The organism is Nonomuraea sp. NPDC050451, assembly GCF_044458585.1.
This window is the reverse complement of record NZ_JBITHZ010000007.1, coordinates 317,182-343,634: the sequence shown is the minus strand read 5'-3', so window position 1 is coordinate 343,634 and position 26,453 is coordinate 317,182. Positions and strand designations below refer to the sequence as shown.

Annotated in this window: 27 protein-coding genes and 2 riboswitches; of the genes, 21 read left to right on the top strand and 6 right to left on the bottom strand. The window is 69.1% G+C overall.

Annotation, left to right across the window (positions count from 1 at the left end):
* Nucleotides 1-60: 60 nt before the first annotated feature.
* From ftsH to ACIBI9_RS24600, 7 genes are all read left to right on the top strand, one after another.
* Nucleotides 61-2,055, top strand: a complete 1,995-nt coding sequence (ftsH, locus tag ACIBI9_RS24630) for an ATP-dependent zinc metalloprotease FtsH (RefSeq protein WP_397224608.1) — start codon at nucleotides 61-63, stop codon at nucleotides 2,053-2,055.
* Nucleotides 2,052-2,630: a GTP cyclohydrolase I FolE gene (folE, locus tag ACIBI9_RS24625; RefSeq protein WP_192788835.1), complete on the top strand. Its 579-nt coding sequence runs from the start codon at nucleotides 2,052-2,054 to the stop codon at nucleotides 2,628-2,630. The genes ftsH and folE overlap by 4 nt, the downstream gene beginning before the upstream one ends.
* A gap of 109 nt (nucleotides 2,631-2,739) precedes the next feature.
* Complete coding sequence (gene folP / locus ACIBI9_RS24620) at nucleotides 2,740-3,546, top strand: dihydropteroate synthase (protein WP_397224732.1); 807 nt, start codon at nucleotides 2,740-2,742, stop codon at nucleotides 3,544-3,546.
* Entirely contained in the window at nucleotides 3,543-3,989 is a 447-nt protein-coding gene (locus tag ACIBI9_RS24615; RefSeq protein ID WP_397224605.1) for a nuclear transport factor 2 family protein, read from the top strand. Before folP ends, ACIBI9_RS24615 begins: the two co-directional genes overlap by 4 nt.
* Nucleotides 3,979-4,344 (top strand): dihydroneopterin aldolase, encoded by a 366-nt coding sequence (gene folB, locus ACIBI9_RS24610; protein WP_376775837.1) that lies wholly within the window; start codon nucleotides 3,979-3,981, stop codon nucleotides 4,342-4,344. Before ACIBI9_RS24615 ends, folB begins: the two co-directional genes overlap by 11 nt.
* Complete coding sequence (gene folK / locus ACIBI9_RS24605) at nucleotides 4,341-4,844, top strand: 2-amino-4-hydroxy-6-hydroxymethyldihydropteridine diphosphokinase (protein ID WP_397224603.1); 504 nt, start codon at nucleotides 4,341-4,343, stop codon at nucleotides 4,842-4,844. Before folB ends, folK begins: the two co-directional genes overlap by 4 nt.
* The gene (locus ACIBI9_RS24600; protein WP_397224601.1) at nucleotides 4,841-5,296 is read left to right on the top strand and encodes a DUF3180 domain-containing protein; all 456 of its coding nucleotides are present in this window, start codon (nucleotides 4,841-4,843) and stop codon (nucleotides 5,294-5,296) included. Before folK ends, ACIBI9_RS24600 begins: the two co-directional genes overlap by 4 nt.
* Before the next feature lie 106 nt (nucleotides 5,297-5,402).
* Here ACIBI9_RS24600 and ACIBI9_RS24595 read toward each other — a convergent pair whose 3' ends face one another.
* The gene (locus ACIBI9_RS24595; protein WP_397224599.1) at nucleotides 5,403-6,479 is read right to left on the bottom strand and encodes an acyltransferase; all 1,077 of its coding nucleotides are present in this window, start codon (nucleotides 6,477-6,479) and stop codon (nucleotides 5,403-5,405) included.
* Entirely contained in the window at nucleotides 6,476-7,621 is a 1,146-nt protein-coding gene (locus ACIBI9_RS24590) for an NADH-quinone oxidoreductase subunit D (protein WP_397224597.1), read from the bottom strand. Before ACIBI9_RS24590 ends, ACIBI9_RS24595 begins: the two co-directional genes overlap by 4 nt.
* A gap of 122 nt (nucleotides 7,622-7,743) precedes the next feature.
* Here ACIBI9_RS24590 and ACIBI9_RS24585 point away from each other — a divergent pair, with 122 nt between their 5' ends.
* A complete protein-coding gene (locus tag ACIBI9_RS24585) occupies nucleotides 7,744-8,403 on the top strand; it encodes a DoxX family protein (RefSeq protein WP_397224595.1) in 660 nt (219 codons plus the stop codon).
* On the opposite strand, the gene ACIBI9_RS24580 is transcribed toward ACIBI9_RS24585, so the two are convergent.
* A complete protein-coding gene (locus ACIBI9_RS24580) occupies nucleotides 8,400-9,686 on the bottom strand; it encodes an aminotransferase class V-fold PLP-dependent enzyme (RefSeq protein ID WP_397224593.1) in 1,287 nt (428 codons plus the stop codon). The genes ACIBI9_RS24585 and ACIBI9_RS24580 overlap by 4 nt on opposite strands.
* 45 nt (nucleotides 9,687-9,731) lie before the next feature.
* Nucleotides 9,732-9,847, bottom strand: a riboswitch (SAM riboswitch).
* A 112-nt stretch (nucleotides 9,848-9,959) separates the two neighbouring features.
* Between ACIBI9_RS24580 and ACIBI9_RS24575 the strand changes: the two genes are divergently transcribed.
* A complete protein-coding gene (locus ACIBI9_RS24575; RefSeq protein ID WP_397224591.1) occupies nucleotides 9,960-10,697 on the top strand; it encodes a TerC family protein in 738 nt (245 codons plus the stop codon).
* Nucleotides 10,698-10,706: 9 nt separating this feature from the next.
* Nucleotides 10,707-11,900 (top strand): cytochrome P450, encoded by a 1,194-nt coding sequence (locus ACIBI9_RS24570; protein WP_397224589.1) that lies wholly within the window; start codon nucleotides 10,707-10,709, stop codon nucleotides 11,898-11,900.
* Here the strand turns inward: ACIBI9_RS24570 and ACIBI9_RS24565 are convergent.
* The gene (locus tag ACIBI9_RS24565) at nucleotides 11,884-12,846 is read right to left on the bottom strand and encodes an SAM-dependent methyltransferase (RefSeq protein WP_397224587.1); all 963 of its coding nucleotides are present in this window, start codon (nucleotides 12,844-12,846) and stop codon (nucleotides 11,884-11,886) included. The two genes, ACIBI9_RS24570 and ACIBI9_RS24565, sit on opposite strands and share 17 nt — an antisense overlap.
* Nucleotides 12,847-13,034: 188 nt before the next feature.
* On the opposite strand from ACIBI9_RS24565, the gene ACIBI9_RS24560 reads away from it, so the two are divergent.
* The 6 genes from ACIBI9_RS24560 (at nucleotide 13,035) to ACIBI9_RS24535 (ending at nucleotide 19,356) form a co-directional block, all read left to right on the top strand.
* Nucleotides 13,035-13,262 carry a chaplin family protein gene (locus ACIBI9_RS24560; protein WP_397224585.1) on the top strand — a complete coding sequence of 76 codons (228 nt, stop codon included), beginning with the start codon at nucleotides 13,035-13,037 and terminating at the stop codon, nucleotides 13,260-13,262.
* Nucleotides 13,263-13,705: 443 nt separating this feature from the next.
* Nucleotides 13,706-14,596: a DUF2520 domain-containing protein gene (locus ACIBI9_RS24555; protein WP_364833575.1), complete on the top strand. Its 891-nt coding sequence runs from the start codon at nucleotides 13,706-13,708 to the stop codon at nucleotides 14,594-14,596.
* A gap of 22 nt (nucleotides 14,597-14,618) precedes the next feature.
* A complete protein-coding gene (gene panC, locus ACIBI9_RS24550) occupies nucleotides 14,619-15,455 on the top strand; it encodes a pantoate--beta-alanine ligase (protein WP_397224582.1) in 837 nt (278 codons plus the stop codon).
* Between the two features lie 19 nt (nucleotides 15,456-15,474).
* Nucleotides 15,475-15,981, top strand: a complete 507-nt coding sequence (locus ACIBI9_RS24545) for a DUF6624 domain-containing protein (RefSeq protein WP_397224580.1) — start codon at nucleotides 15,475-15,477, stop codon at nucleotides 15,979-15,981.
* 63 nt (nucleotides 15,982-16,044) lie between these two features.
* Nucleotides 16,045-18,570: an L-aspartate oxidase gene (locus ACIBI9_RS24540; RefSeq protein ID WP_397224578.1), complete on the top strand. Its 2,526-nt coding sequence runs from the start codon at nucleotides 16,045-16,047 to the stop codon at nucleotides 18,568-18,570.
* Between the two features lie 3 nt (nucleotides 18,571-18,573).
* Entirely contained in the window at nucleotides 18,574-19,356 is a 783-nt protein-coding gene (locus ACIBI9_RS24535; RefSeq protein ID WP_397224576.1) for a type III pantothenate kinase, read from the top strand.
* A gap of 66 nt (nucleotides 19,357-19,422) precedes the next feature.
* Here ACIBI9_RS24535 and ACIBI9_RS24530 read toward each other — a convergent pair whose 3' ends face one another.
* Nucleotides 19,423-19,914 carry a hypothetical protein gene (locus ACIBI9_RS24530; protein WP_397224574.1) on the bottom strand — a complete coding sequence of 164 codons (492 nt, stop codon included), beginning with the start codon at nucleotides 19,912-19,914 and terminating at the stop codon, nucleotides 19,423-19,425.
* 146 nt (nucleotides 19,915-20,060) lie between these two features.
* On the opposite strand from ACIBI9_RS24530, the gene lysX reads away from it, so the two are divergent.
* From lysX to ACIBI9_RS24515, 3 genes are all read left to right on the top strand, one after another.
* Nucleotides 20,061-21,542 (top strand): bifunctional lysylphosphatidylglycerol synthetase/lysine--tRNA ligase LysX, encoded by a 1,482-nt coding sequence (lysX, locus tag ACIBI9_RS24525; RefSeq protein ID WP_397224572.1) that lies wholly within the window; start codon nucleotides 20,061-20,063, stop codon nucleotides 21,540-21,542.
* 84 nt (nucleotides 21,543-21,626) lie between these two features.
* Nucleotides 21,627-22,028: a winged helix-turn-helix transcriptional regulator gene (locus ACIBI9_RS24520; RefSeq protein WP_397224570.1), complete on the top strand. Its 402-nt coding sequence runs from the start codon at nucleotides 21,627-21,629 to the stop codon at nucleotides 22,026-22,028.
* 642 nt (nucleotides 22,029-22,670) lie between these two features.
* Nucleotides 22,671-22,883 carry a LuxR C-terminal-related transcriptional regulator gene (locus ACIBI9_RS24515; RefSeq protein ID WP_043615366.1) on the top strand — a complete coding sequence of 71 codons (213 nt, stop codon included), beginning with the start codon at nucleotides 22,671-22,673 and terminating at the stop codon, nucleotides 22,881-22,883.
* 27 nt (nucleotides 22,884-22,910) lie between these two features.
* Here ACIBI9_RS24515 and ACIBI9_RS24510 read toward each other — a convergent pair whose 3' ends face one another.
* Nucleotides 22,911-23,861, bottom strand: a complete 951-nt coding sequence (locus tag ACIBI9_RS24510; protein WP_397224568.1) for an NlpC/P60 family protein — start codon at nucleotides 23,859-23,861, stop codon at nucleotides 22,911-22,913.
* 95 nt (nucleotides 23,862-23,956) lie between these two features.
* Nucleotides 23,957-24,106, bottom strand: a riboswitch (cyclic di-AMP (ydaO/yuaA leader).
* Nucleotides 24,107-24,383: 277 nt separating this feature from the next.
* Here ACIBI9_RS24510 and ACIBI9_RS24505 point away from each other — a divergent pair.
* Both ACIBI9_RS24505 and ACIBI9_RS24500 read left to right on the top strand, forming a co-directional pair.
* Nucleotides 24,384-24,953: an amino-acid N-acetyltransferase gene (locus ACIBI9_RS24505; protein WP_397224566.1), complete on the top strand. Its 570-nt coding sequence runs from the start codon at nucleotides 24,384-24,386 to the stop codon at nucleotides 24,951-24,953.
* 85 nt (nucleotides 24,954-25,038) lie between these two features.
* A complete protein-coding gene (locus tag ACIBI9_RS24500) occupies nucleotides 25,039-26,430 on the top strand; it encodes an RDD family protein (RefSeq protein ID WP_397224564.1) in 1,392 nt (463 codons plus the stop codon).
* Nucleotides 26,431-26,453: the final 23 nt, after the last annotated feature.

The window sequence follows — 26,453 nt, the reverse complement described above, 5'->3', positions numbered from 1 at the left end:
CAGCCCGGGGTTCCAGGCCATGGTCAGGAAGGGACGGGCCCGCAAGGGGTTCCGCATCGGATGGATCTCAAGCGATTTACACGTGGGCCACTGCTGTGGATCCTGGGCATCGTCGTGCTGCTCCTCCTCGTCACTCAGCTTTGGAGTGGCGGTGGCAATTTCAAGCAAGCCGACACGTCCCTGGTTCTCCAGCAGATTCGCGCCGGAAACGTCAGCAACGCCAAGATTGTCGACAAGGACAACCGGATCGAGGTGACGCTGACCAACCCGATCACGGTCAAGGCCGGTGACGCCCCGACGAAGCTGATCCAGTCCAACTGGGTCACCGGTTACGGCAGCAAGCTGACCGACGAGCTCCAGGCTCAGTACGAGGCCGGCAAGACGAAGAGCTTCACCACCGAGGTGCCCCAGGAGAACTTCCTGGTCAGCATCCTGGTGAGCTTCCTGCCGATCGTCTTCATCGTGCTGATCTTCCTGTTCATCATGAACCAGATGCAGGGTGGCGGCTCGCGAGTGATGAACTTCGGCAAGTCCAAGGCCAAGCTCATCACCAAAGACACCCCCAAGACGACTTTCGCCGACGTCGCAGGTGCCGACGAGGCCATCGAGGAGCTCCAGGAGATCAAGGAGTTCCTGCAGGCCCCGGCCAAGTTCCAGGCGATCGGCGCCAAGATTCCCAAGGGCGTGCTGCTGTACGGCCCGCCCGGCACCGGTAAGACCCTGCTGGCCCGCGCCGTGGCCGGCGAGGCGGGCGTGCCGTTCTACTCGATCTCCGGTTCCGACTTCGTCGAGATGTTCGTCGGTGTCGGTGCCTCTCGTGTGCGCGACCTGTTCGAGCAGGCGAAGGCCAACGCCCCGGCGATCATCTTCATCGACGAGATCGACGCCGTCGGCCGCCACCGCGGCGCCGGCCTGGGCGGCGGTCACGACGAGCGCGAGCAGACGCTCAACCAGCTGCTCGTCGAGATGGACGGCTTCGACGTCAAGGGCGGCGTGATCCTCATCGCCGCGACCAACCGGCCCGACATCCTCGACCCGGCGCTGCTGCGCCCGGGCCGTTTCGACCGGCAGGTCACCGTCGACCGTCCCGACCTCGAGGGCCGCAAGGGCATCCTCAAGGTCCACGGCCGCGGCAAGCCGTTCGCCCCCAACGTCGACCTCGACGTCATCGCGCGCCGCACCCCCGGGTTCACCGGCGCCGACCTGGCCAACGTGATCAACGAGGCCGCCCTGCTCACCGCGCGGGCCGACCAGAAGCTGATCACGATGGACGTCCTCGAGGAGTCGATCGACCGCGTCATGGCAGGGCCCGAGCGCAAGTCGCGGGTCATGTCCGACAAGGAAAAGAAGATGATCGCCTACCACGAGGGCGGTCACGCGCTGGTGGCGCACGCGCTGCCCAACTCCGACCCAGTCCACAAGATCACGATCCTGTCCCGCGGCCGCGCCCTCGGTTACACGATGACGCTGCCGATGGAGGACAAATTCCTGGCCACCAGGTCGGAGATGATGGACCAGCTCGCGATGCTGCTCGGCGGCCGCGCGGCGGAGGAGCTCGTCTTCCACGAGCCCACCACCGGCGCCTCCAACGACATCGAGAAGGCCACGGCGGTCGCCCGCCGCATGGTGACCGAGTACGGCATGAGCGAGCAGCTCGGCGCCCGTAAGTTCGGCACCGGCCAGGCCGAGGTGTTCCTGGGCCGCGAGATGGGCCACGAGCGCGACTACTCCGAGAAGATCGCTTCCACGATCGACGAGGAGGTCCGCCGGATGATCGAGACGGCGCACGACCAGGCGTGGGACATCCTGGTCGAATACCGCGACGTGCTCGACAACCTGGTGCTCGAGCTCATGGAGAAGGAGACGCTCTCCCGCGAGCAGGTGCTGGAGATCTTCGCCCCCGTGGTGGTCAAGGCGCACCGCCCGTCCTACGCGGGCTACGGCAAGCGGCTCCCCTCCGACCGTCCGCCGATCCTGACCCCCAAGGAGCAGTCGGCCAACGGCTCGCTCACCGCGGGCCACCAGGACGCCCTCCCGTCCGGGGACAGTGTGTGACTCAGTACGACGTTGACCTGGGCCGGATCGAGAAGGCCGTACGCGAGATCCTTTATGCCATCGGCGAGGATCCCGACCGTGACGGCCTCCTCGACACGCCGGCCCGGGTCGCCCGCGCCATGGCCGAGCAGTACTCAGGGCTCGGCCAGAAGCCCGAAGACGTCCTGACCAAGGTCTTCGACGTCGATCACGACGAGATGGTGCTCGTCAGGGACATCGAGGTCTACTCGACCTGCGAGCACCACCTGGTCCCGTTCCACGGTGTGGCCCACGTGGGCTACATCCCCAATGACCGCGGCCAGGTGACGGGCCTGTCGAAGCTGGCCCGCCTGGTCGACGTGTTCGCCCGCCGCCCTCAGGTCCAGGAGCGCATGACGTCCCAGATCGCCGACGCTCTCATGCGGGTTCTGGAGCCGCGCGGAGTCATCGTGGTGGTGGAGGCCGAGCATCTGTGCATGACGATGCGCGGCGTACGCAAACCGGGCGCCAAGACCGTCACCTCGGCGGTTCGCGGCGATTTTCGCACGAGCGACAAGACCCGATCTGAGGCGATGGCGCTCATCCTGGGTCGTTGATGACCGAACGGGGTACCCACGATGTCAACATGTGTGGGGGAGCGCCTAGGCTTGGCCCATGACTAGCGTGCCCATCAGCGTGCCGGGAGGTGCGGATCGGTGCCTCGTCATGGGTGTGGTCAATGTGACGCCCGATTCGTTCTCCGACGGCGGCCTCTGGTTCGACGAGGCGGCCGCCATCCAGCACGGCCTTGAGCTGGTCCAGGAGGGCGCCGACCTGGTCGACGTGGGCGGCGAGTCCACCCGTCCGGGCGCGGCCAGGGTGTCCCTGGAGGAAGAGCTGGCCAGGGTCGTCCCCGTGATCAGGGCACTCCACGCCGAGGGCGTGGCGGTCAGCGTCGACACGATGCGGGCCGAGGTGGCCAAGGCCGCGGTCGAGGCAGGGGCGCGGCTGGTCAACGACGTGAGCGGTGGTCTCGCCGACCCGGAGATGCCGCGCGTGGTGGCCGCGACCGGCGTCCCGTACGTCGTGATGCACTGGCGTGGCCACAGTCATGACATGGACAACCGCGCGGTCTACGCCGACGTGGTCACCGAGGTGCGCGAGGAGCTCGGCAAGCGGGTCGACCTGGTCCTGGCCGAAGGCGTCACGGAGCAGCAGATCGTGCTCGACCCCGGCCTGGGCTTCGCCAAGAACGCCGAGCACAACTGGGCCCTGCTGGCCGGGATCCCCCAGCTGGCCGAGCTGGGCTACCCACTGCTCATCGGAGCGTCGCGCAAGCGCTTCCTCGGGCGCCTGCTGGCCGGATCTGACGGCACGCCCCGGCCGTTCAGCCGCAGCGACGACGCGACGCTGGCCGTGACCGCCCTGGCCGCCCAGGCGGGCGCCTGGTGCGTACGCGTCCACGAGGTGGGCCCCAACGCCGATGCCGTACGCGTGGCAGCCGCATGGAAGAGAGCCGGAGCCAACACATGAGCGTCGACACCGTAGCGATCGAGACGGTCAACCAGGAGTTCTACACCGCGATCGAGAACGCGGATCTCGACAAGATGACCGAGATCTGGGCCGAGGACACCGCCGACGACCAGGTGAGCTGCGTGCACCCTGGCTGGACCCTGCTCAGCGGCCGGTCCGAGGTGCTGCGGTCGTGGGCCCTGATCATGGCCAACACCACCTACATCCAGTTCGTGCTGACCGACGTCGAGACCACCGTGCTGGGCGATGTGGCCGTGCTCACCTGCGTCGAGAACATCCTCACCGCCGGCGAGGAAGGTGAGTCCAGCTTCGCCGCGGGCAAGGTGGTGGCCAGCAACGTCTACATCCGCACCTCGCAGGGCTGGCGGCTGTGGATGCACCACGGTTCGCCGGTGCTCCAGGGAGATGACGACGAGGAGGAGGAAGGCGAGCTTGAGCCCTGATCGCATCGCTCTCAAGGGCCTGCGGGCCAGGGGGAGGCACGGCGTGCTCCCTGCCGAGCGGGAGCTCGGGCAGGAGTTCGTCGTGGACGCGACGCTGTTCCTCGACACCGCGCCGGCCGCGGCCGGCGACGACCTCACCAAGACCGTCCATTACGGAGAGCTGGCCGAGGCGCTGGTCGAGGTCGTGGAGGGCGAGCCGGTCGCGTTGATAGAGACGCTCGCGCAGCGGCTGGCCGACGTGTGCCTGGCCAGCGAGCTGGTGCGTAAGGTCGAGGTGAGCGTGCACAAACCGGCGGCGCCCATCCCGCTGCCGTTCGACGACGTGGTCGTGACCATAGAGCGGAGCCGCGTATGAAAGTCGTCCTCGCTCTCGGCAGCAACCTGGGGCCCCGGTTCCAGACGTTGCAAGGCGCCGTGGACACCCTGTTCGACGCCCCGGGGCTGGAGTTCATCCAGGCGTCGCCGGTCTACGAGACCGACCCTGTGGGCGGTCCACCGGGACAGAAGCCGTATCTCAACGCGATCGTGATCGCAGAGACCACCCTGCAGCCGCGCACGCTCCTGGAGCGGGCACAGAGCGTGGAGAACGCCTTCGGGCGGGTACGCGCCGAGCGCTGGGGGCCGCGCACGCTCGACGTCGACCTGATCGTGGTCGGCGACACGGTCTGCGAGGAGCCGGAACTGACGCTGCCGCACCCGCTCGCTCACGAGCGCGCGTTCGTGCTGGTGCCGTGGTCGAAGGCCGATCCCGACGCGGTGGTGCCCGGGCGTGGCCGGGTGGTGGAGCTGCTGGCGGAGCTCGACCAGCAGGGGGTACGCCTGCGCGACGACCTGAAGCTGCAGAGGCCCGATTGAAGCCCACCCATCCGGGCCGCCTGGTCGGCATCATCGCTGTCGTCGCGCTGATCACGTGGGCGGCGGTCAGGCCCTTCTACTCGGATCTGCCCCTGATGCCGTGGACGGCGATCCCGACCGTGCTGCTGCTGGCCATCGGCGAGGGTTACAGCGCCTGGGTGACCAAGGCCAGGATCGCCAGGAAAGCCGGCACCAAGCCGGTGGAGCCGCTGTCGGTGGCCCGGCTGGCCGCGCTGGCCAAGGCGTCGGCGTACGCCGGGGCGGTGTTCGGCGGGCTGTTCGCCGGGTTCGGGCTCTACACGGTGCAGATCCTGGACCGGGAGACGCCGAGGGCGGAGTTCTTCGTCGCGGCCGGATCGTTCGCGTCCTGCGTGGCGCTGATCTGCGCCGCCCTCTACCTGGAGAACGCCTGCCGGATCCCCAAGGATTCCGATGAGCAGAAACCCGACTAAGAGGAACGTCTGCCGTGCTTATGGCCGCCACTTCGTGGCGGCGGCTCGGTCGCTGGGGAGCCGCCGCCTTCCCTCGTCGCTCTGGTCGCTGCGCTCCCGGCGCTCCTCAGTCCAGGCGACGGCGCTCCCTCGCAAAGAGGTAGATGACCGGGGCGGTGCAGACCAGCGGGCCGATGATGGCGATCGGGCGTTCCAGCCACCATTTCAGGTCCGGCGGGATCTCGGTGCCCAGGGTGCCGAAGAGCCACCACGACAGGCCCAGCGCGATGGCCATCCCGGTCGTGTGGAAGAGGAAGAGCGGCAGCGAGTACCGATTGATGAACTCGTTCACCCGCCGCCAGCGCGGACGCTCCAGCACGCGCTCCATCGACGGCCGCAGCACCTCCACCAGCCCGACCTGGAACAGCAGCAGGGCGACGATCACGAACGTGGGCGGCGCCATGTTCGACCACTTGTCGCCCGGCACGCCCACCATCGAGCCCGGGTAGATGCCCGAGTAGACCAGGCCGAACAGGGCGAACAGCCCCGTCCAGAGCACCGCGACGTCATAGCGCCTGGGCAGGATGACGATCCGGTCGTAGAAGAACCCGGCCTGGTGGGCGAGCCCCCAGACGATGATCATGTTGAGCCAGCCGACCCCGTCGACCCCGTACCGGAAGCGCACCACGTCCACCACCAGCGACGCGCCGCCGAGCCAGATCAGCGTCAGCACGTCATAGCGGCGGTGCAGCCAGAGCGCCACGGGCAGCAGCGCGATCAGAACGAGGTAGACGCCCAGGAACCACAGCGGGCTGAGCACCAGCAGCACCACCCGCCACATCCAGTCGACCTGGAACGTGAACGTCACGACCGCCCCGATGGCGATCCACACGCCGGACAGGAACAGGGCGGGTAAAGCCAGCGCGCGGATGCGCCGCCAGACGAACGAGCCGATGCCGACGCCGCGTGCCTTGGCCCGCTCCCAGGACAGCAGGTGCACGTGGCCGCCGACGTAGAAGAACAGTGGCAGCACCTGGAGCAGCCAGGTCAGGATCCACAGCCCCGAGGTGAAGCCCAGCGGGCTGGTGGGCTCGGGGCCGCTCGGCTTCCACTGCAGGATGGTGAACGCCCAGTGCCAGACGACCACGACGCACAGGCTCAGGGCGCGGAGCCAGTCGACGTACTTGTCGCGCTCGACTTTCACTTGTCGATGTCACCCACGACGAAGAACATCGAGCCGAGGATGGCCACCATGTCGGCGACCAGGTGGCCGGGCAGCATCTCCCGCAGCACCTGGACGTTGCTGTACGAGGCCGAGCGCAGCTTGAGCCGCCACGGGGTCTTGTCTCCCTTGGAGACCAGGTAGTAGCCGTTGATGCCGAGGGGGTTCTCGGTCCACGCGTACGTGTGACCCTCCGGCACCTTGAGCACCTTCGGCAGGCGCTGGTTGATCGGCCCGGGAGGCAGCGAGCGCAGCCGTTCGACGCAGGCGTCGGCCAGGTCGAGCGAGATCTTGAGCTGGTCGAACAGCACCTGGAACCGGGAGTGGCAGTCGCCGGCTTGTCGCGTGACGACCTTCACGGGCAGCTCGGGGTAGGCGAGGTACGGGTCGTCGCGGCGCAGGTCGAAGTCCACCCCGGAGGCCCTGGCGATGGGGCCGCTGACGCCGTACTGCGTGATCTGCTCGCGGGAGAGCACGCCGACGCCCTTGGTGCGGGCGATGAAGATCTCGTTGTGCAGGATGAGGTTCTCGATGTCGGGCACGCGGCGGCGGGTCTCCGCGACGGCCTCCGACACCCGGTCGAGCCAGCCGAGCGGCAGGTCCTCCTTGAGGCCCCCGACCCGGTTGAACATGTAGTGCATGCGGCCGCCGGAGATCTCCTCCATGACCGCCTGGATGCGCTCGCGCTCGTTGAACGAGTAGAACAGCGGCGTGATCGCGCCGAGCTCCAGGGGATAGGAGCCGAGGAACATCAGGTGGTTGAGCACCCGGTTGAGCTCGGCCAGCAACGTGCGCGCCCACACGGCCCGGACCGGGGGCTCCATGCCGAGCAGGCGTTCGGCGGCGAGCACCACGCCCAGCTCGTTGGCGAACCCCGACAGCCAGTCGTGCCGGTTGGCCAGCATGATGATCTGACGGTAGTCGCGGACCTCGAACAGCTTCTCCGCGCCCCTGTGCATGTAGCCGATGATCGGCTCGGCGGCGGTGATGCGTTCGCCGTCGAGCGTCAGCCTGAGCCGGAGCACCCCGTGGGTCGACGGATGCTGCGGGCCGATGTTGAGGATCATGTCCTCGGTGGCCAGCTCTTTCGCACCCGCGCCGATCCCGACCACACGTTCCGTCATATGGCAATGCTGCCACCGCGCCGGTTGCCGATCCAGGGCGGGGCCGGGTCAAGGAATGGTACGGAAACGCATCCCTAACTCGGACACGGGGAGGAATACCAGGAACGGGGGGAGATAACACCATGAAGAGAGTTGTGTTTGATGTCGCGGTGCTGATCGCACGGTTGGTGACCGGCGTGATCTTCGTGGCGCACGGCGCGCAGAAGTGGCAAGGCGGCCTTGGCGCCACGGGGCAGGCGTTCAAGGGCATGGGGATCCCGATGCCGGAGCTCGCCGCCGCGTTCGCGACCGTCATCGAGACCGTCGGCGGCCTTTTCCTCATCCTGGGCCTGCTGGTACGCCTTGTAGGGCTCCTGCTGCTGGTCAACATGCTGGGCGCCATCGCGTACGTGCACGCGGGGCACGGGGTGCTGTCCAGCGCCGGTGGCTGGGAGCTGCCCGGCGCGCTCGGGGCGCTGGCCCTGCTGTTCCTCGCGCTCGGGGGCGGCCGGATCGGGATCGACGGGATCTTCGCCGCGATGTTCGGCCGCCGCAAGGCACGCCGGGCCGCCGAGGAGGAAGGCGCCACGCAGCCGCAGCGTCCGGAGCCGTCGAACGTCACGACCAGGACCGCCGGCCCCGCGACGCCCGGGCCGACCGCCGAGGCGCCTCGGGTGCCCAGGCAGCCGACCGAGCACCGGGCCGGCGTGGTCAACGACGACGACATGAGGGACATCGACGCCCTGGTCTCCGACGAGCCGCCGCCGCACCGCAAGCCGCCGAACCGCTCCGACGCCGTCTAGCGGTTCACGAGGTCCCGCAGGGCCTCGACCAGCCGGTCCACGTGCTCCTGCGTGGTGCCGATGCCGATGGAGGCCCGCACCGCGGAGGCGGTCCCGTCCTCACACCCACCGTCGGTCTCTCCAAGAAGATGCCGGACGAACGGGTGCGCGCAGAACTTGCCGTCGCGCACGCCGATGCCGTACTCGCTGGACAGCACCTCGGCCACCTCGCGGGCCGAGTAGCCGTCCACGGTGAACGACACGATGCCGACGCGCGGGTGGTCATCCCCCCACAGCGACAGCTCCCGTACGCCCTCGATCGAGGCCAGCCCCGAGCGCAGGCGCGCGATCAGCCGCTCCTCCTCCCGCACCAGCGCGGTCCAGCCGGTGGCCGTGAGCGCGTCGCAGGCGGCGGCCAGGGCGATGGCGCCCAGCACGTTCGGGGTGCCCGCCTCGTGCCGCGGCTCCGGGTCGTCGTGCCACTCGGTGCCGTCGCCCACGGCGCGCACCGCGCCGCCGCCCTTCAGGTACGGCTCGCCCTCCGCGAGCCAGTCCCGCCGCCCGACCAACACCCCTGCGCCGAACGGCGCGTACAGCTTGTGCCCGGAGAAGGCCACGTAGTCCAGGTCGAGCGCGGTCAGGTTGAGCCGCCGGTGCGGTACGAGCTGGGCGGCGTCCACCAGGATGCGGGCGCCGTGCCGGTGCGCGACGTGGGCCAGCGCGGCGATGGGCCAGAGCTCTCCGGTGACGTTGGAGGCGGCGGTGACCACGAGCAGCTTGGGCCCCTCGATGCCGGCCAGGGCCTCGTCGGCGGCGCGGACGGCCTCGCCGGGGAAGGCGGGCGGCGCCAGCCGTACGGACTTCTGCCAGGGGAGGAGGGAGGCGTGGTGCTCGGTGTCGAAGACCACGGTGGTCGTGCCGGCGGGCAGGCAGCGGGCCAGGAGGTTCGTGGCGTCGGTGGTGTTGCGGGTGAAGATCACGGCGTCGTCCGGGCGGGCCCCGACGAACGCCCGGACCGTGTGGCGGGCCTGCTCGTAGCGGGCGGTGGTGAGCTGCGAGGCGTAGCCCGCGCCCCGGTGGACGCTGGAGTAGGCCGGGAGCGCGGCGCTGACGGCGGCGCTGACCGGCTCGAGACAGGGGGCGCTGGCGGCGTAGTCGAGGTTGGCGTAGCCGACGAGCCTGCCGCCCTTGACCGGCACCTCGAGATCGGCCCCGAGCACGGCGGGGATCGGCCTGCTCGTGGCGGCCGGAACCGCCTCGGCGGCGCGAGCGGGGACGGAGCTGAAGATCGTCAACGTGGACACGGCACATCTCCCTCAGGGTCATCGGACCCCTGGAAGCAGCCATGGAGCCCGCGCTTGCCCGCCACACCTCGTGGCGGACCAGGTCTTCACCCGGGGCACCCCGCCGCGGACGCGAGGGTTGCCGGCCAGCTAGCCGGGGCTTGTCGCTGGCACTCATGACCTACGGCGCAGACTATAACCCAATCCCCGCCACCGATCGCAAGTCGGTGAACTTATTCGCCCCCTGACTCGTTGCTACCGGAAATCCCGCCCACGTGTCATGGAGGTGCGCAGATGTTCGACTGGGTGACCGACCCTCAAATCTGGATCGGTTTCTTCACCCTGGTCGCCCTGGAGATCGTGCTGGGGATCGACAACATCATCTTCATCTCCATCCTGGCCGGGAAACTACCTCCCGAACAACGGGACAGAGCCCGGGTGCTGGGGCTGGGCGCGGCCCTGATCACCCGGCTGCTCCTGCTGCTCGGCCTGTCGTGGGTGGTGCAGCTCACCGAGCCGCTGTTCGCCGTCTTCGGTCACGAAATATCGGGACGCGACCTGATCCTTTTGCTCGGCGGCCTGTTCCTGCTGGGCAAGAGCGTCACCGAGATCGGCCACAGCATGGACGGCCCCGTGGGCAAGGACGGCAAGAAGGCCGCGGCCGCCTCCTTCGCCGCGGTGATCGTCCAGATCATGGTGCTGGACATCGTGTTCTCGCTCGACTCCGTCATCACCGCCGTCGGCATGGTCGACGAGCTCGGCGTGATGATCGCGGCGGTCGTGGTGGCGGTGCTGGTGATGCTGTTCGCCTCGGGGCCGATCAGCAGGTTCGTGGACCGGCACCCGAGCATCAAGATGCTGGCGCTGGCGTTCCTGGTGCTGATCGGCGTGGTGCTCATCGCCGAGGGCTTCGGCCAGCACATCCCCAAGGGCTACATCTACTTCGCGATGGCGTTCTCGCTCGTCGTCGAGCTGCTGAACATCCGGATGCGGAGCAAGCGACCGGCGCCACAGGAGGATGCCACTCCATAAGATGAAATAGTGCGATTTGACCCTTGGGATCCGGATTTCGTGGCTCACCCGTACCGGGTGTACGACGAGCTGAGGCGCGAGGCGCCGGTCAGTTACTTCGAGCCGACGAACCAGTGGCTGATCTCACGTCATGCAGACGTGAACGCCCTGCTCAGAGACCGCCGCCTGGGGCGGTCCTACCTCCATGTGGCAACCCACGAGGAGTTCGGCAGGCCGCCGGAGCCGGAGTTCCAGGAGCCGTTCTGGCGGGTGATCAGGGCGGGCATGCTCGACGTGGAGCCGCCGGTGCACACCAGGCTGCGCCGGCTGGTCTCCAAGGCGTTCACGCCGCGCATGGTCGAGTCCCTGCGTCCCCGGGTGCGCGCCATCGCCGAGGGCCTGGTGGACGCGTTCGTGGAGAAGGGCGGCGGCGACCTCCTCGCCGAGGTCGCCGAGCCGCTCCCGGTGACGGTGATCGCGGAGATGCTCGGCATCCCCCACGCCGACCGCCACCTGCTGCGCCCATGGTCGGCGGAGATCTGCGGCATGTACGAGCTCAACCCGAGCCTCGAGGACCAGCACACGGCGGTACGGGCGGCGTCGGAGTTCGCCGACTACCTCAAGGCCCTGGCCGCGGAGCGCCGCCGGGCTCCCGGCGACGACCTGGTCAGCGCGCTGGCGCAGATCGACGAGCTGACCGAGGACGAGCTGGTCGGCACCTGCGTGCTGCTGCTCAACGCCGGCCACGAGGCCACCGTGAACGTGACGGGCAACGGCTGGTGGGCCCTGTTCCGCAACCCCTCCGAACTGGCGCGGCTGCGCGAGGACCGCTCGCTGCTGCCCACGGCCGTCGAGGAGGTGATGCGCTGGGACACGCCGCTGCAGATGTTCGAGCGCTGGGTGCTGGAGGACATCGAGGTGCACGGCGTGGAGATCCCGCGCGGGTCGGAGGTGGCGCTGCTGTTCGGCTCGGCCAACCGCGACCCGGCGGTGTTCGAGGACCCCGACCGGCTCGACGTGGGGCGGGTCGACAATCCGCACATCTCGTTCGGGGCCGGGATCCACTTCTGCCTGGGCGCGCCGCTGGCCCGCATCGAGCTCATGGAGTCGTACGGCGCGCTCCTGGACCGGGCGGCCAAGCTCGAACTGCGGGAGGAGCCGAGCTGGAAGCCCGGCTACATCATCAGAGGGCTGCGGTCGCTGGAGGTCACCGCCGCTGGCTGAGCCAGCCGAACCCGCCGAGCCCCGCCGGGTCGATCAGCTCACCCTCCTCCGACGCCCTGGCCAGCGCCCGGATGTAAGCACGCGGTTCGGTGCGGGCCAGGTCGATCGGGGGCCGGGTGCCGGTGATCCCCAAAGCCCTCAGCGCGTCGCGCTGTGTGGACAAGGCTGTGGATATCGCGCCGGCCTGGCGCCCGGCCTCGGCACACGCGTCAAGCGCGACATGAGCCGTGATATCGCAGGTCCCATCGGGGATCGGGGCAACGACCGCACCGTCGCGGTAACCGGTCAACGTGCCACAGAGGGGCCGGTTATCCACAGGGTGTGCATAATCCGCGGCAATCGCTCGGCCCTTTGTGAGGCGTCCCACAACAGAGGCCCACGCCTCGTCGCGGGGGCGGCCGATCTCCGCGCGCGAGCCCACCCGGGTCAGCGGCCACCACCGGTCGAGCCAGGCGCGGTCGTCCGGTGGCAGCGGCTCGCCGAGGCGCTCCTCGCCGGTGCGGACGTTCACCATGATGAGGCGCGGCCCGTCGGCGGTCTGCTCCGCCACGTCGAGCGGCACGTTGTCGAGCCACTCGTTGGCGACGGCCAGGCCCGTGATGCCGGTGGGCACGCTCCGCCGCCAGGCGATCCGCTCGGGCAGGCCCTCCGGCCTGGGGGAGAGGTCGACGGCGGTGACGCGGAGCCGGTCGCGCAGCGCGGGCTCGGCGGCCTCCAGCACCTGGGCGACCAACGTGCCCTCGCCTGCGCCGATGTCGACCAGGTCGAGCACGTCAGGACCGCCGAGCTCGGTGTCCACCTCCGACAGCAGCGCCAGCACCGCGTCGGCGAACGCCGGGGAGGCGCTGACCGAGGTCCGGAAGTGGCCTGAAGGGCGTTCGCGAAGGTAGAAGCCCTCCTCGCCGTACAGCGCACGCTCCATCGCGGCGCGCCAGGTGAGCCACATGTCCAGGACTATCTCATGACTTTCGTGTGACACGCATCGTCATCATTTGGCTACTCATTGTCGCCGACTTGCGGTACGTTTACCTAATGTCATCGAGCAGTCGCGTTGCGTCATCCCTCGTTTGGTGCGACCGGCCGCTCCCGAGCAAGCACCAGCGGCCCCGGGCCGCCAAACTGAGAGGAGCCCTCGTGCTGAAGAAGGTCATGGTCGTCACAGGAGCCGTCGCCATGCTGTCGCTCGCGGCCCCGGCGCACGCCGACACGACCAGCGGCAACGGCAGCGTGCTCGGCGGCAACCAGCTGCACCTTCCCATCGCGATCCCGATCAACGTCTGTGGCAACGCCGTGGCCGTCATCGGCGCCGCGTTCGCCGGCTGCAAGGGTGGCGCCAACGCCTACGTGCCGAGCCACCACTGAAAGAAGAAAGAGCCCGGGCCGGCATTCGTCCGGCCCGGGCTCCAACTCCGGCTGGTCGGTCGGCGAGCGGCCAGCCGGTCGCACCTCCAAAGAGGTCCCATCCTGCGGGCGTCGGGTCCTGGATGAAGGGACTCGGCGCCCGCTGCCATGCGATGAAACCCCTCTCCTCATCTCTTCCGACAGGGGGTGCACGTTTTGTATGCCCTTGTCGCATTTGTCGTTAACTCAACGGGCGGCAAAACCGCGGTCACGGAGGAGCCCCCGGGCGAGTCGCGGGACCTGCCCTACAGTCCGCAGCCCTGAGAGGCCGTTACGCTGGTCGGCAGTGCCACAACAGAAGCCTGCTCGTCGGACCGGAGCCCTGCTCGTCGTGCCTGGTTGAGGCCAGGGCGGCAGTCCGCCCGTCAGGCTTCTCATCAGCAGGTCGACAGGGGTGTGACGTCATGGACGCAGGGGATCGCCCGGCACGGCTGACTGTCGGCGTACTCGGGGCGGGCAAGGTCGGCTCGGCCCTCGGTGCCGCACTGGCTCAGGCCGGGCACCGGATCGCGGCCGCGAGCGGGGTGTCGGACAACTCACAGCGATGGGCGGCCGACCGGCTCGGCGTCAAGCCGTCCAGGCCCGACGAGGTGGTCGCGGCGGCCCAGCTCATCCTGCTCACCGTGCCCGACGACGCGCTGCCCGACCTCGTCAACGGGCTGGCCACGACGGGAGCCGACCTCAACGGCAAGCTGCTGGTGCACACCAGCGGGGCGTACGGGCTGTCCGTGCTCGAACCGGCGGCCAAGGCCGGCGCGCTGCCGCTCGCGCTGCACCCGGTGATGACCTTCACGGGCAGGGACGACGACCTCAACAAGCTCACCGGCATCTCGTACGGCGTGACCGCCCCCGACGTGCTGCGGCCGATCGCCGAGGCCCTGGTGATCGAGATGGGCGGCGAGCCGGTCTGGATCGCCGACGCCGACCGCGCGCTCTACCACGCGGCGCTGGCCGGGGCCGCCAACCACATGGTCACCCTCATCGCCGAGTCGCAGGAGCTGCTGGGGCGCATCGGCGTCGAGCATCCGGGGCGGATGCTGGGCCCGCTGCTCGGCGCCGCGCTCGACAACGTGCTGCGGCTGGGCATCGCGGGGCTGACCGGCCCGGTCGTCCGCGGTGACGCCGGCACCGTGCGCAAGCACGTGGACGCGCTGATCCTGGCGGCGCCCGAGGCGGCCGACGCCTACATCGCGCTGGCCCGGCTCACGGCCGACCGCGCGTTGGCCGCGGGGCTGCTCAAACCGGAGGAGGCGGAGCGGCTCCTCGACGCGCTGGGGGGCAATATATGGACGTGAACGTCGCGTTCGGAGGGCTGTTATGGAACTGATCGTTGCCAGGGGTCGGGAAGACCTGGTCAAGGCGCGTCGTGGTGGTGAGGTGGCTCTCGTTCCCACCATGGGCGCGCTGCACGAGGGGCACAGGTCGCTGATCAGGCAGGCCCGCGTCCGCGCCGATCAGGTCGTGGTCAGCATCTTCGTCAACCCCCTGCAATTCGGTCCAAGCGAGGATTTTTCACGCTATCCCCGTACATTCGACGCCGACCTGGACGTGTGCCGGGCTGAAGGCGTGGACGTCGTCTTCCACCCGGACGCCGCTGAGATGTACGCGCCCGACCGCCAGGTGAGCGTCTCCGCGGGCCACATGGGCTCGATCGTCGAGGGCGCCTTCCGGCCCGGCCACTTCGACGGCGTGCTGACGGTCGTGCTCAAGCTGTTCAACCTGGTCCAGCCCGACCTGGCGGTCTTCGGCCAGAAGGACGCCCAGCAGCTCGCCCTCATCCGCCGCATGGTCGCCGACCTCGACCTGCCCATCGAGATCCTGGGGGCGCCGACCGTACGCGAGCCCGACGGCCTGGCCCTGTCGAGCCGCAACCGCTACCTGTCCGACGACGACCGCCAGGTGGCGCTGGCGCTCTCCCGCGCCCTGCGGGCGGGCGCGGCCGAGCTCACCCCGGCCAGGGTCCGCGCGGTGGCCCAGGAGGTGCTCGACGCGGCCGGACCCCGCCTCGCGACCGACTATCTGGCGCTGGTCGATCCGGCGACGTTCGCCGAGGTGGACGAGTCGTACGCGGGGATGGCCGTGCTCGCGGTCGCCGCCACGGTGGGCACCACCCGGTTGATCGACAACGTCACCCTCACCTTGAATCCCGCCTGAGGCGGACTACCGTCGGGTCATGACCGACGAGGAGCTGCGGGACGAGTTGCTCCGGCGCATGGAAATGGACCAGGCGATGCGCGACCCGGCCAAGGGTTCTCCCGACGACAGGCAGCTGGTGCGGCTGCAGAAGCTCGACGAGGGCAACACCGCCTGGTTCTACTCCGTGGTCGCCACCCGCGGCTGGCCGCTGGTCTCGCAGGTCGGGCAGCGGGCCGCGCGGGCGGCCTGGCTGCTGGCCCAGCACGCCACCTCCCGCCGGGCGCAGCGGGTCCTCCACGAGGCGATGGCCGACGCGGTCGAGCGCGAGGAGGCCTCGCCACGCGACTTCGCGTACCTGGAGGACCGGGTACGCGTACGTTCAGGCCGCCCCCAGCTCTACGGGACCCAGTTCCACGACGGCGCCGACGGCTTGGAGCCCATGCCGATCGAGGACCCCGGCCTGCTCGACGAGCGCCGCGCGGCCGTGGGGCTGGAGCCGTTCGCCGAGTACGAGGCGTTCATCCGGAAAACAGAGGGCCGCTGACTCATCACTCCGCACGAGGCGTTATCGTCATATTGACGAAATCCCTCAGTGAGGAGATCCCTGATGAGTGCACCGGCGATTCCCCTGCGGTTGACCGCGCCCGCGCCCGGCTGGACCGTCGAGGCGGACGTGGTCGTCGTCGGTTCCGGTATCGCGGGCCTGACCGTGGCGCTGCGCCACGCGGAGCTCGAGCCGTCCGCCAAGGTGCTGGTCGTCACCAAGGACGTGCTGTCGGCGGGCTCCACCCGGTGGGCCCAGGGCGGCATCGCGGCCGTGCTGGATCCCCGTGACACCCCCGATGAGCACCTGAACGACACGTTGATCGCCGGGGTGGGGCTGTGCGACGTGCGGGCGGTGCGCGCGCTCGTCACGGAGGGGCCCGGCGCGCTGCGGCGGCTCATCGCGCGCGGCGCCCGTTTCGACCGCACCCTCGACGGGGAGCTCCAGCTCACCAGGGAAGGCGGGCACCGGCGGCACCGGATCGTGCACGCGGGCGGCGACGCCACGGGCGCCGAGGTGCAGCGGGCGCTCATCGAGGCCGTGCGCGCCTCGCAGATCGAGGTGATCGAGCACGCGCTGGTGCTCGATCTGCTCAAGGACGCCAAGGGCCGGGCCAGGGGAGTGACGCTGCACGTCATGGGCGAGGGCGCCCGTGACGGGGTGGGCGCGGTGCGCGCCAGGGCGGTGGTGCTGGCCACCGGCGGCATGGGCCAGGTCTACTCGGCCACCACCAACCCCGCCGTCTCCACCGGCGACGGGGTCGCGCTCGCGCTGCGGGCCGGGGCCGTGGTGCGCGACATCGAGTTCGTACAGTTCCACCCGACCGTGCTGTGGCTCGGCGAGGGCTCGACGGGCCAGCAGTCGCTGATCTCGGAGGCGGTCAGGGGCGAGGGCGCGTACCTGGTCGACCACGAGGGCGTCAGGTTCATGCAGGACGCGCACGAGCTGGCCGACCTGGCGCCGCGCGACGTCGTGGCCAAGGCGATCATGCGCAGGATGCGCGAGACGGGCCGCGACCACATGTACCTCGACGGCCGCCACTTCGGCCGCGAGAAGTGGGAGACCCGCTTCCCCACGATCTACGCCATCTGCCGCGAGCACGGCATCGACCCGGCCACCGAGCCGATCCCCGTGGCCCCGGCCGCCCATTACGCGAGCGGCGGCGTCATGACGGACCTGCGCGGCCGTACCTCGATCGAGGGCCTGTACGCGTGCGGCGAGGTGGCCTGCACCGGCGTGCACGGCGCCAACCGGCTGGCCTCCAACTCCCTGCTCGAAGGGCTCGTCTTCGCCGAGCGCATCGCTGAGGACATCCAGGCGGTACGCCCCTCGCCGGGCGAGCCGGTCGAGAGCGGCGCGGACTCCGGGTTGGTGGACCCGAGAGTCAGGCCCAGGATCCAGGCGCACATGAGCACCGGGGCGAGCGTGCTGCGCAGCCGCGAGTCGCTGCTGGCCACGGCCAGGGCGCTGCGCGACGCCCGCTGGACGCCGGTCGAGGTGCCCGCCTGCACCGAGTCCTGGGAGGCCACCAACCTGCTCACCGTCGCCACCGTGCTCACCGGCGCGGCGGCGGCCAGGCTCGAGACCCGCGGCTCGCACTGGCGCGAGGACTACGACACCCGTGACGACAACGAATGGCTGGGCCACCTGGACGTGACCCTGACCGAGGAGGGCCCCCGCATGACGTACACGCCGCACGGCGCCGCGATGCCGCCGCGCCTGGCGCAGGAGCTGACCGCCGCCGGGCTGGACCCGGCCGAGGTGGACGCGCTGATCGACCGGGCGCTGGCCGAGGACCTGCAGGAGGCCGGCGACGTGACGAGCCTGGCCACGATCCCGGCGGAGCAGCGTTCGGCGGCCGACGTGGTGGCCCGCAAGGACGGCGTGGTGGCCGGGCTGGCGGTCGCGGAGGCGGTGTTCGTCCGGCTGGGCGCCGCCCGTACCGAGAGGAGGGCCAAGGACGGCGAGCGCGTGCGGGCCGGAGACGTGCTGATGACAGTCGAGGGGCCGGTACGGGCCCTGCTGACGGCCGAGCGCACCGCGCTCAACCTGCTCACGCACCTGTCCGGGGTGGCCACGCTGACCGGCAGGTGGGTGGAGGCGATCAGCGGTACGACGGCGCGCGTGCGTGACAGCCGCAAGACGCTGCCCGGGCTGCGGGCGCTGGAGAAGTACGCGGTGCGCTGCGGCGGCGGGGTGAACCACCGGATGTCGCTGTCGGACGCCGCGCTGATCAAGGACAACCACGTCGTGGCGGCCGGCGGGGTGGCCGAGGCGTTCAGGGCGGTCAGGGAGCGCTACCCCGACCTGCCGATCGAGGTGGAGATCGACCGGCTCGACCAACTGGAGGCCGTGCTCGACGAAGGGGCCGAGGAGATCCTGCTGGACAACTTCACGATCGAGGACACCGCCCGCGCCGTACATGTCGTGAAAAATCGGGCAGGGAAGAGGATTGCGCTCGAAGCCAGCGGGGGATTGACCTTGGAATCGGCTCGTCGCGTGGCCGAAACTGGCGTTGACTATCTGGCGGTGGGAGCGCTAACGCACTCTGCGCCGGCTCTGGACATCGCCTTGGATCTGCGGGGGTAATTGATGCTGCTCACGATCGACGTCGGCAACACGCACACGATGCTCGGGCTGTTCGAGGGCGAGGACGTCATCGAGCATTGGCGGCTGGCCACCGACGCCCGCCGCACCGCCGACGAGATCGCGGTCGTCCTCCAAGGGTTGCTGGCGCAGTCGCCGCTGCTCAAGGGAGCCGACATCGACGGCATCGCCATTTGTTCGACCGTTCCGAGCGTGCTCAACGAGATGCGTGAGATGTGCCGCCGCTACTACGGCGACGTGACGGCGGTGATCGTGGAGCCGGGCATCCGCACCGGGGTGCCCGTGCGCATGGACAACCCCAAGGAGGTCGGCAGCGACCGCATCGTGAACGCGCTGGCGGCCATCGCCCAGTACGGCGGCCCCTGCATCATCGTCGACTTCGGCACCGCGACCTCGTTCGACGCGGTGTCGGCCAAGGGCGAGTACGTCGGCGCGGTGACCGCCCCCGGCATCGAGATCTCGGTCGACGCCCTGGCCGCCGCCGGGGCCCAGCTGCACAAGGTGGAGCTGGTCAGGCCGCGCTCGGTGATCGCCAAGAACACGGTGGAGGCCCTGCAGGCCGGCATCATCTACGGCTTCGCGGGCCAGGTGGACGGGATCGTGGAGCGGATGGCGGCCGAGCTGGCCGACGACCCCGACGAGGTGACGGTGGTGGCCACGGGCGGGCACGCGGCGCTGGTGGTGGGCGAGTCGCGCTCCATCGACGTGCACGAGCCCTGGCTGACGCTCATCGGCCTGCGCCTGATCTACAACAGGAACACCACCTGATCCCCGACAGGAAAAAGCGGCCTCCCGCCCGGGTGGGAGGCCGCTCGCGCGTCCGGGGACGACTCGTCACTCGCTCTCGGCGGTGTAGAGGTACTCCCAGGGGCCGCACTTCGTGGGGTACTTGCTGTACTGGCCGATCTGGCAGACCTTCACCCGCATGCTGAAGACGTCGTTCTCCGAGAAGGAGAACTTCTTGTAGCCGGGGAAGCCGCAGTACTTCTTGGAGTAGACCGGCGACCAGTCGTGGTCGAAGTCGCTGGCCTCGAACTTCACGAATGCGCACTTGCCGCCCTCGTCCTCGTCGCGGTTGTCCAGGTCGTAGAGCCGGCCCCTGACGGTGACCTCGTTCGACTCGCCGTCCTCGTCCCAGCTGACGCCGATCCAGCCCTGCGACCTCGCGAGGCCGTTCTTGGAGTAGACGGAGCCCCAGTAGTCGGAGTAGTCGTCGTCGTAGCTCGCGGCGCCGGCCGTACTGGCGCTGGCGGCGGAAGGCAGCGACAGGGCCACGGCGCTGGTGGCGGCGACGGCGAGGAAGCCTGTCGCGATCTTCTTCAACATCTTCTCTCCTTGAGCTCCCCTTGGACCGGCTCCCTACCGGTTCCCCCCTGAGCTCGTGAGACATTGATAGAAGAGGGCTCTTGCAGAGGTCCTGCAGCGTGCCGACGAACCCTTGCAGGTCGCCATATCCCCTACCCTTTGTTCTTGTGAGCGACGAACTTCCCGAGCAGATGCGCATCCGGAGGGAGAAGCTCGACCGCCTTCGCAGCGAGGGCGTCGACCCTTACCCGGTGAATTTCCCCCGTACGGCCACCAACGCCGAGGTCCGGGAGAAATACCAGGGCCTGGAGCCCGACACCGCCACCGGTGACACGGTCGCGGTCGCGGGGCGCGTCATGCTCAACCGCGTGGGCGGCAAGCTCTGCTTCGCCACGCTCCGCGACGGCGGTGCCGACCTGCAGGTCATGATCTCGCTCGACAAGGTGGGCGAGGAGTCGCTGGCCGCGTGGAAGCGCGACGTCGACCTGGGCGACCACGTGGGCGTGACCGGCGAGGTCATCACCTCGCGGCGCGGCGAGCTGTCCATCCTCGCCGACAGCTGGCAGATCACCGCCAAGTGCCTGCGCCCGCTGCCGGAGAAGCACGTCGGGCTCACCGACCCGGAGGCGCGCGTCCGCCAGCGCTACGTCGACCTCATCGTCAACGACGAGTCGCGGAAGATGGCCCGCCTGCGCAGTGCCACGGTTCGCGCGGTGCGCGACTTCTGGCACGAGGAGGGCTACCTCGAGGTCGAGACCCCCATGCTGCAGCCCATCCACGGCGGCGCGGCGGCCCGGCCCTTCAAGACCCACATCAACGCCTACGACATGGAGCTCTACCTTCGCATCGCGATCGAGCTCTACCTCAAGCGGCTCGTCGTCGGGGGCATCGAGAAGGTCTTCGAGATCAACCGCAACTTCCGCAACGAAGGCGCCGACTCCACGCACAACCCCGAGTTCACGATGCTCGAGGCCTACGGCACCTACCTCGACTACAACGACATGGCCGACCTGACCCAGCGGATGTACCAGAAGGCCGTCGTGGCCGCCCTGGACACCACGGTGGTCGTCCACGACGGGGTGGAGGTCGACCTCGGGATCGCCCGGTGGCCGCGCATCACCCTGTACGGCGCGGTGTCGGAGGCCGTGGGCGAGGAGATCACCACCTCGACCGGCCTGGAGGAGCTCCGCAAGATCGCCGACCGGCGCGAGATCCACTGGGACCCGAAGTGGGGCCAGGGCAAGCTCGTGCAGGAGCTCTTCGAGGCCCTGGTGGAGCACACGCTCGTCCAGCCCACGTTCGTCATGGACTACCCGCTGGAGACCTCGCCGCTGACCCGCCAGCACCGGGACAACCCGCTGCTGACCGAGAAGTGGGACCTGATCGGTTTCGGCACGGAGCTGGGCACCGCCTACTCGGAGCTGATCGACCCGATCGAGCAGCGCCGCCGCCTGGTGGAGCAGTCCCTGCTGGCCGCCGGGGGCGACCTCGAGGCGATGCAGCTGGACGAGGACTTCCTGCAGGCCCTCGAGTACGCGATGCCGCCCACGGGTGGCATGGGCGCGGGGATCGACCGGATGATCATGGCCTTCACCGGCAGGAACATCCGCGAGACCATCCTGTTCCCGCTGGTCAAGCCCACCCACTGACCCGCGTCCGACCGCCGTCTTGGAGCGCCCGCCGCGGGCGCCCTACTCTCTCCTGGTAAGTAAGGAGCGGAAAGGGGCGAGCGGGTGGCCACCAAGACGGCGGCGGAGCAGCGTGACGAGGCCAGGCGGGCCTTCGACGCCTACTTCGCCCAGTGCCCTTCCAGGAAGCTGCTCGACACCCTCAGCGACAAGTGGGTCACCCTCCTGCTGACCGCGCTGTCGGAGGGCCCGCGCCGCTACAGCGACCTGTCCAGGCGCGTCGCGGGGGTCAGCCAGAAGATGCTCACGCAGACGCTGCGCGGCCTTGAGCGTGACGGTCTGATCTCCCGCACGCTCACCCCGTCGGTGCCGGTACGCGTGGACTACGCGCTCACCCCGCTGGGCGAGAGCCTGATGCCGTTGGTGGCCGCGATCAAGAGCTGGGCCGAGACGCACATGGAGGACGTCGAGGCCGCCAGGGACCGCTACGACGCCACCAACGCCTGAGCGATCATCGCCGTCGCGAATCCGGCTTCCGGGCCGCCCGGTTTCCGATCCGAAGCCGCTTGTAAGCATCGCGTCAAGGCCGCCGAGGCATGGGGCCGGGAGCGTCCGCCGCGCCCAGGCCACCTCCGTGATCGTGCCTGGTACGCGTACCCGGAAACGAGATCGTCCGGCCCGGCGGGTGGAGTGGGACGCCCGCCGCGCGGCCGGCTGCCGGTCGCAACCCGCGGTGGCAATTGTCCCGGCGGATTGATCCAATTGCCTTAATCAACTGCCTGACCTGGGTTGTCGGATCGTGTGGTGACGTCGTACAAAGCGAGCGATTGGTGGCTCGCCGTGCGCCGGAAAGATCGCGCCGCGGACGCGTGCCCAGCGATAACGAGGGTATCGATCATGTGGAATATCCATGGCGAACTGATCGAAAACTGGAACGCTGGTCAGGGCTATTCCGGAAGCCCCAATGTGATCACTCTACGTTCTGACATATCGCGAGTGCGTCATATATAGCGGATCATGTCAATAGCGCTCGTCAAGTGCGGCGATTGTCATGCTTGACGACCTTTCCAGGATGCGTTTACCGTCTGCGAGGAGCGGCTTCGGCCCGTCTGTGAGGTCCGAGTTCTGCTGTTGGGGGGAGGGCTCCCGATGGATGTGCTCACTGAAGGCGTTGAGCTCAGCCATGCTGATTTGGCGCTGCTGGCGGAGTTGGCCAAGGGAGTCACGGTCGATCGGGTAGGGCGGCGGCTGGATATCAGCGGGCGCACGGTACGCCGAAGGCTGCGGGGCATCTGCGATCGCATAGGCGTGGCCACGGCGATCGAGGCCGTGGCCTGGGCAGCCCGCCGCCAGCTGATCTAGCCGCGGCGGACCGCCGGGGTGCCGCGCTCAGTCGGCGATGCGCACCGCGCCGGCGAACGGCCGCCTCGCGATCGACGCGATCCGTACGACGTCACCCGTCTGCGGGGCGTGCACCATCATGCCCCCGCCGATGTAGATGCCCACGTGGTGCAGGTCGCTGTAGAAGAACACCAGATCGCCCGGCCGGAGTTCCTCGCGCGAGATGTGCCGGCCGGCCGTCCACTGGTCGCCGGTGTAGTGCGGCAGCGAGATGCCCACCCGCTGGAACGCGGCCATGACGAGCCCGGAGCAGTCGTAGGAGCCGGGGCCCTCGGCGCCCCAGACGTACGGCTTGAGCTGCTGCGTGAGCGCCCAGCGCGCGGCCTCCGCGGCCTTCCCCGAGCCCGGGATCGGCAGGTTGACGCGCACGGCACGCGTGCCGGGGCGTCCGGCCTCGCCCAGGGCCCGCCTGAACAGGCTGCTCTCGACCTTCGCCACCAGCTTCGTGATCTTGTCGCGCTTGGTGTCGAGCTCGGTGACGAGCTTCTGGACCTCGTCGATGCGGGCCGTGGCGCTCTCCTTGGCGCGGGTGGCCGTGTCCATCGCCTTGGTGAGCTGGTTGATCTCCTCGCCCTGCTCGGTCTGCAGCGCGTACGAGGTCGCGGCGCGGTTGAGGAAGCCCTCGGGGTCGTCGGAGGTGGCGAAGGCGAGGGTCTTCAGGCCACCGGTGATGTAGGCGTTCTGGGCCAGCGCGACGGCCTTCGCGCGCTTGGCGGCCAGATCCGACTCGCTGCTCGTCAACGTCTTCTGCGCGGACTCAGCGGCCTTCTTGGCGGTCTTGAGCTTCTCCCGCTGGCCGTTGTACTGCTCGGTCAGCGTCTCGATGTCGGTGTGCAGCTTCGTGGCCTGGTCGGCGAGCTCTTTCAGCGTGGGTTCGGGATCCGCGGACGCCGAACCGACGGGGATGGCGAACAGCAGCGCGGCGACTGTGAGACTCACCACACCGAAGCGGCGCGGTCGCCGAGCCCGTTCCGGAGGGCGGGCGTGCTTGCCCGCCGACTTCCCCCCACCGCTGAGCGTGGGCTTCACCAACCAGCTCCTCTCGTCGACGCCTACCGGGTTAGCTGACGGGTTCGGGCCGGAGCAGCCCTACCGAGAGACTCGGATTCACCCCAGTGGTGGCGTCGGAGGTCGCCACCGGCGGTTCCCCGGCTTCCCTTGCGAGAATTGGGCGTGTCTCCCGCGCGACACGCGGGGAACATTGTCGCTGGACACTAATGCACTCCGGGTTCGTGCTCAACCAGAACTGCCAAGTCTGTAGAGGTTTCACAACCGAAGGGTCACAAGGTGATCTCGTGGGCACCCGTGCAGAACAGGCCCTATGCCCCATTTGTCCGCGCTTTCGGCGGGCGCGAGCTGGCCGCGCCCACCCCGTGCCGATCTGACCACGAGATGTAACAAGATGGGCCGAGACATGGGAGTTAGGGCTGAGCCGTAATGAGATCTGTACCCTGGAGAACCATGGAGCAGGTGGCCGAGCTGACAGTGCCCGAGACCGCGGTGGTGGTCCGGCGTGCCCGCACGCCCGACGTGCGCATGGTCAGGCGCCTGGTCGACACCTACGCGGGGGCGGGGCCGCGGCTCCTTGAGAAGGCCACGGTGACCCTGTACGAGGACGTACAGGAGTTCTGGGTGGCCGAGCGAGGCGGGCAGGTCGTCGGCTGCGGCGCGCTCCACGTGCTCTGGGAGGACCTCGCCGAGGTCCGCACGGTGGCGGTGGATCCCGAGTGCCGGGGGATGGGCGTCGGCTACCGGATCGTCTCCGCGCTCATCCAGCAGGCTAAGGATTTGGGTCTGCGACGTGTATTCTGTCTGACTTTTGAGGTCGACTTCTTCGCGCGGCTCGGGTTCCGCCCGATTCAGGGCACACCGGTCTCGCCCGAGGTCTACGCCGAACTGCTGGCCTCGTACGACGAGGGTGTGGCGGAGTTTTTGGATCTTGAACACGTCAAGCCGAACACGCTGGGAAACACCCGCATGCTGCTCCACCTGACATCGGGTGACGTGGACCTTGACCAGATGGAAAGGTGATTGTTGATACCTATGTCGATACGTTGGGCAGCACAGGCATGTGTCCTGACACGTGCCACATGCGCACTCGAAGCGAGGTGACACGGTGAGCACCGGACAGCCGCCGTATCCACAGGACGAATCCGGCGACAACTCTGCGCCTCCCTATTACGGGCAGCAGAACCAGGGCCGCCACCCCGGCGAGCCCGACCCGGACGCGACTGTGATCGGCTACCGGGCGGACGACGCCTATGGGCAGCAGGGCTATGGCCAGCAGCCCCAGTACGGTCAGCAACAGCAGTACGGTCAGCAACCCCAGTACGGCCAGCAGCAGTACGGCCAGCAACCCCAGTACGGACAGCAGCAGCAGTCCCAGCCCGGCTACGGCCAGCAGGCCCAGCAGGGCTACGGCCAGCAGCCCCAGTACGGCCAGCAACCCCAGTCCCAGCCGGACTACGGCCAGCAGCAGCAGTCCCAGCCTGACTACGGTCAGCAGTACGGGCAGCAGCAGGGCTACGGCCAGCAGCCACAGTCGGGCCAGCAGGGCTATGGCCAGCAGTACGGGCAGCAGCAGCAGTCGCAGCCCGGCTACGGCCAGCAGGCCCAGTCCCAGCCTGGTTACGGGCAGCAGGGCTACGGCCAGCAGCAGCCCTCGGGCCAGCAGTACGGCCAGCAACCCCAGTCGCAGCCGGACTACGGCCAGCAGCAGTACGGCCAGCAGCCGCAGTCCCAGCCGGACTACGGCCAGCAGTACGGGCAGCAGCCCCAGTCGCAGCCCGACTACGGCCAGCAGCAGTACGGCCAGCAGGGCTACGGACAGCAGCAGCAGTCCCAGCCCGGCTACGCCCAGCAGGGCTACGGCGACCAGCAGTACGGCCAGCAGCAGTACGGGCAGCAGGGCTACGGCCAGGCGCAGCAGTACGGCCAGCCCGGCTACGGTCAGGCCTACGGCCAGCCCGGTCCCGTGGGCGTGCAGCCGCCCGGCGCTCCGGCCCCCCTGGCGGAGTGGTGGCAGCGCCTGGTGGCCAGGCTCATCGACGGTGTCATCCTCTTCATCGTGAACATGGTCATCACCGCCATCATGACGGCGATCTTCGTGGCCAGCTACGTCTCGAGCAGCGGCGCCAGCAGCGGTGTCTTCTCGAGCGTGATCGTGGCCATCCTGGCGACGATCATCGTGACCGCCATATGGGTCGGTTATGACTTCTTCCTGCTGAAGGCGAAGGGCCAGACCGTCGGCAAGATGGTCATGGGCATCAAGGTCGTCCCTGTGGGCCAGGGCCTGCCGCCGGGCGGCCTGGCGACCGACGCGGCGCTCAAGCGCGCCGGCGTCACCTGGGGCGGCTACGTGCTCGGTGCCCTCCCGCTGAGCTTCATCGGCACGCTGCTCGCCTACGCCGCCGTGGGCGTCAACGGCGCCTCGCAGCTGTGGGACAAGCCGCTGCAGCAGACGTTCGCGGACAAGTTCGCGAACACCGTGGTGGTGAAGATCAAGTAGTCCAAGCGTCAGGTAAAAGCAGG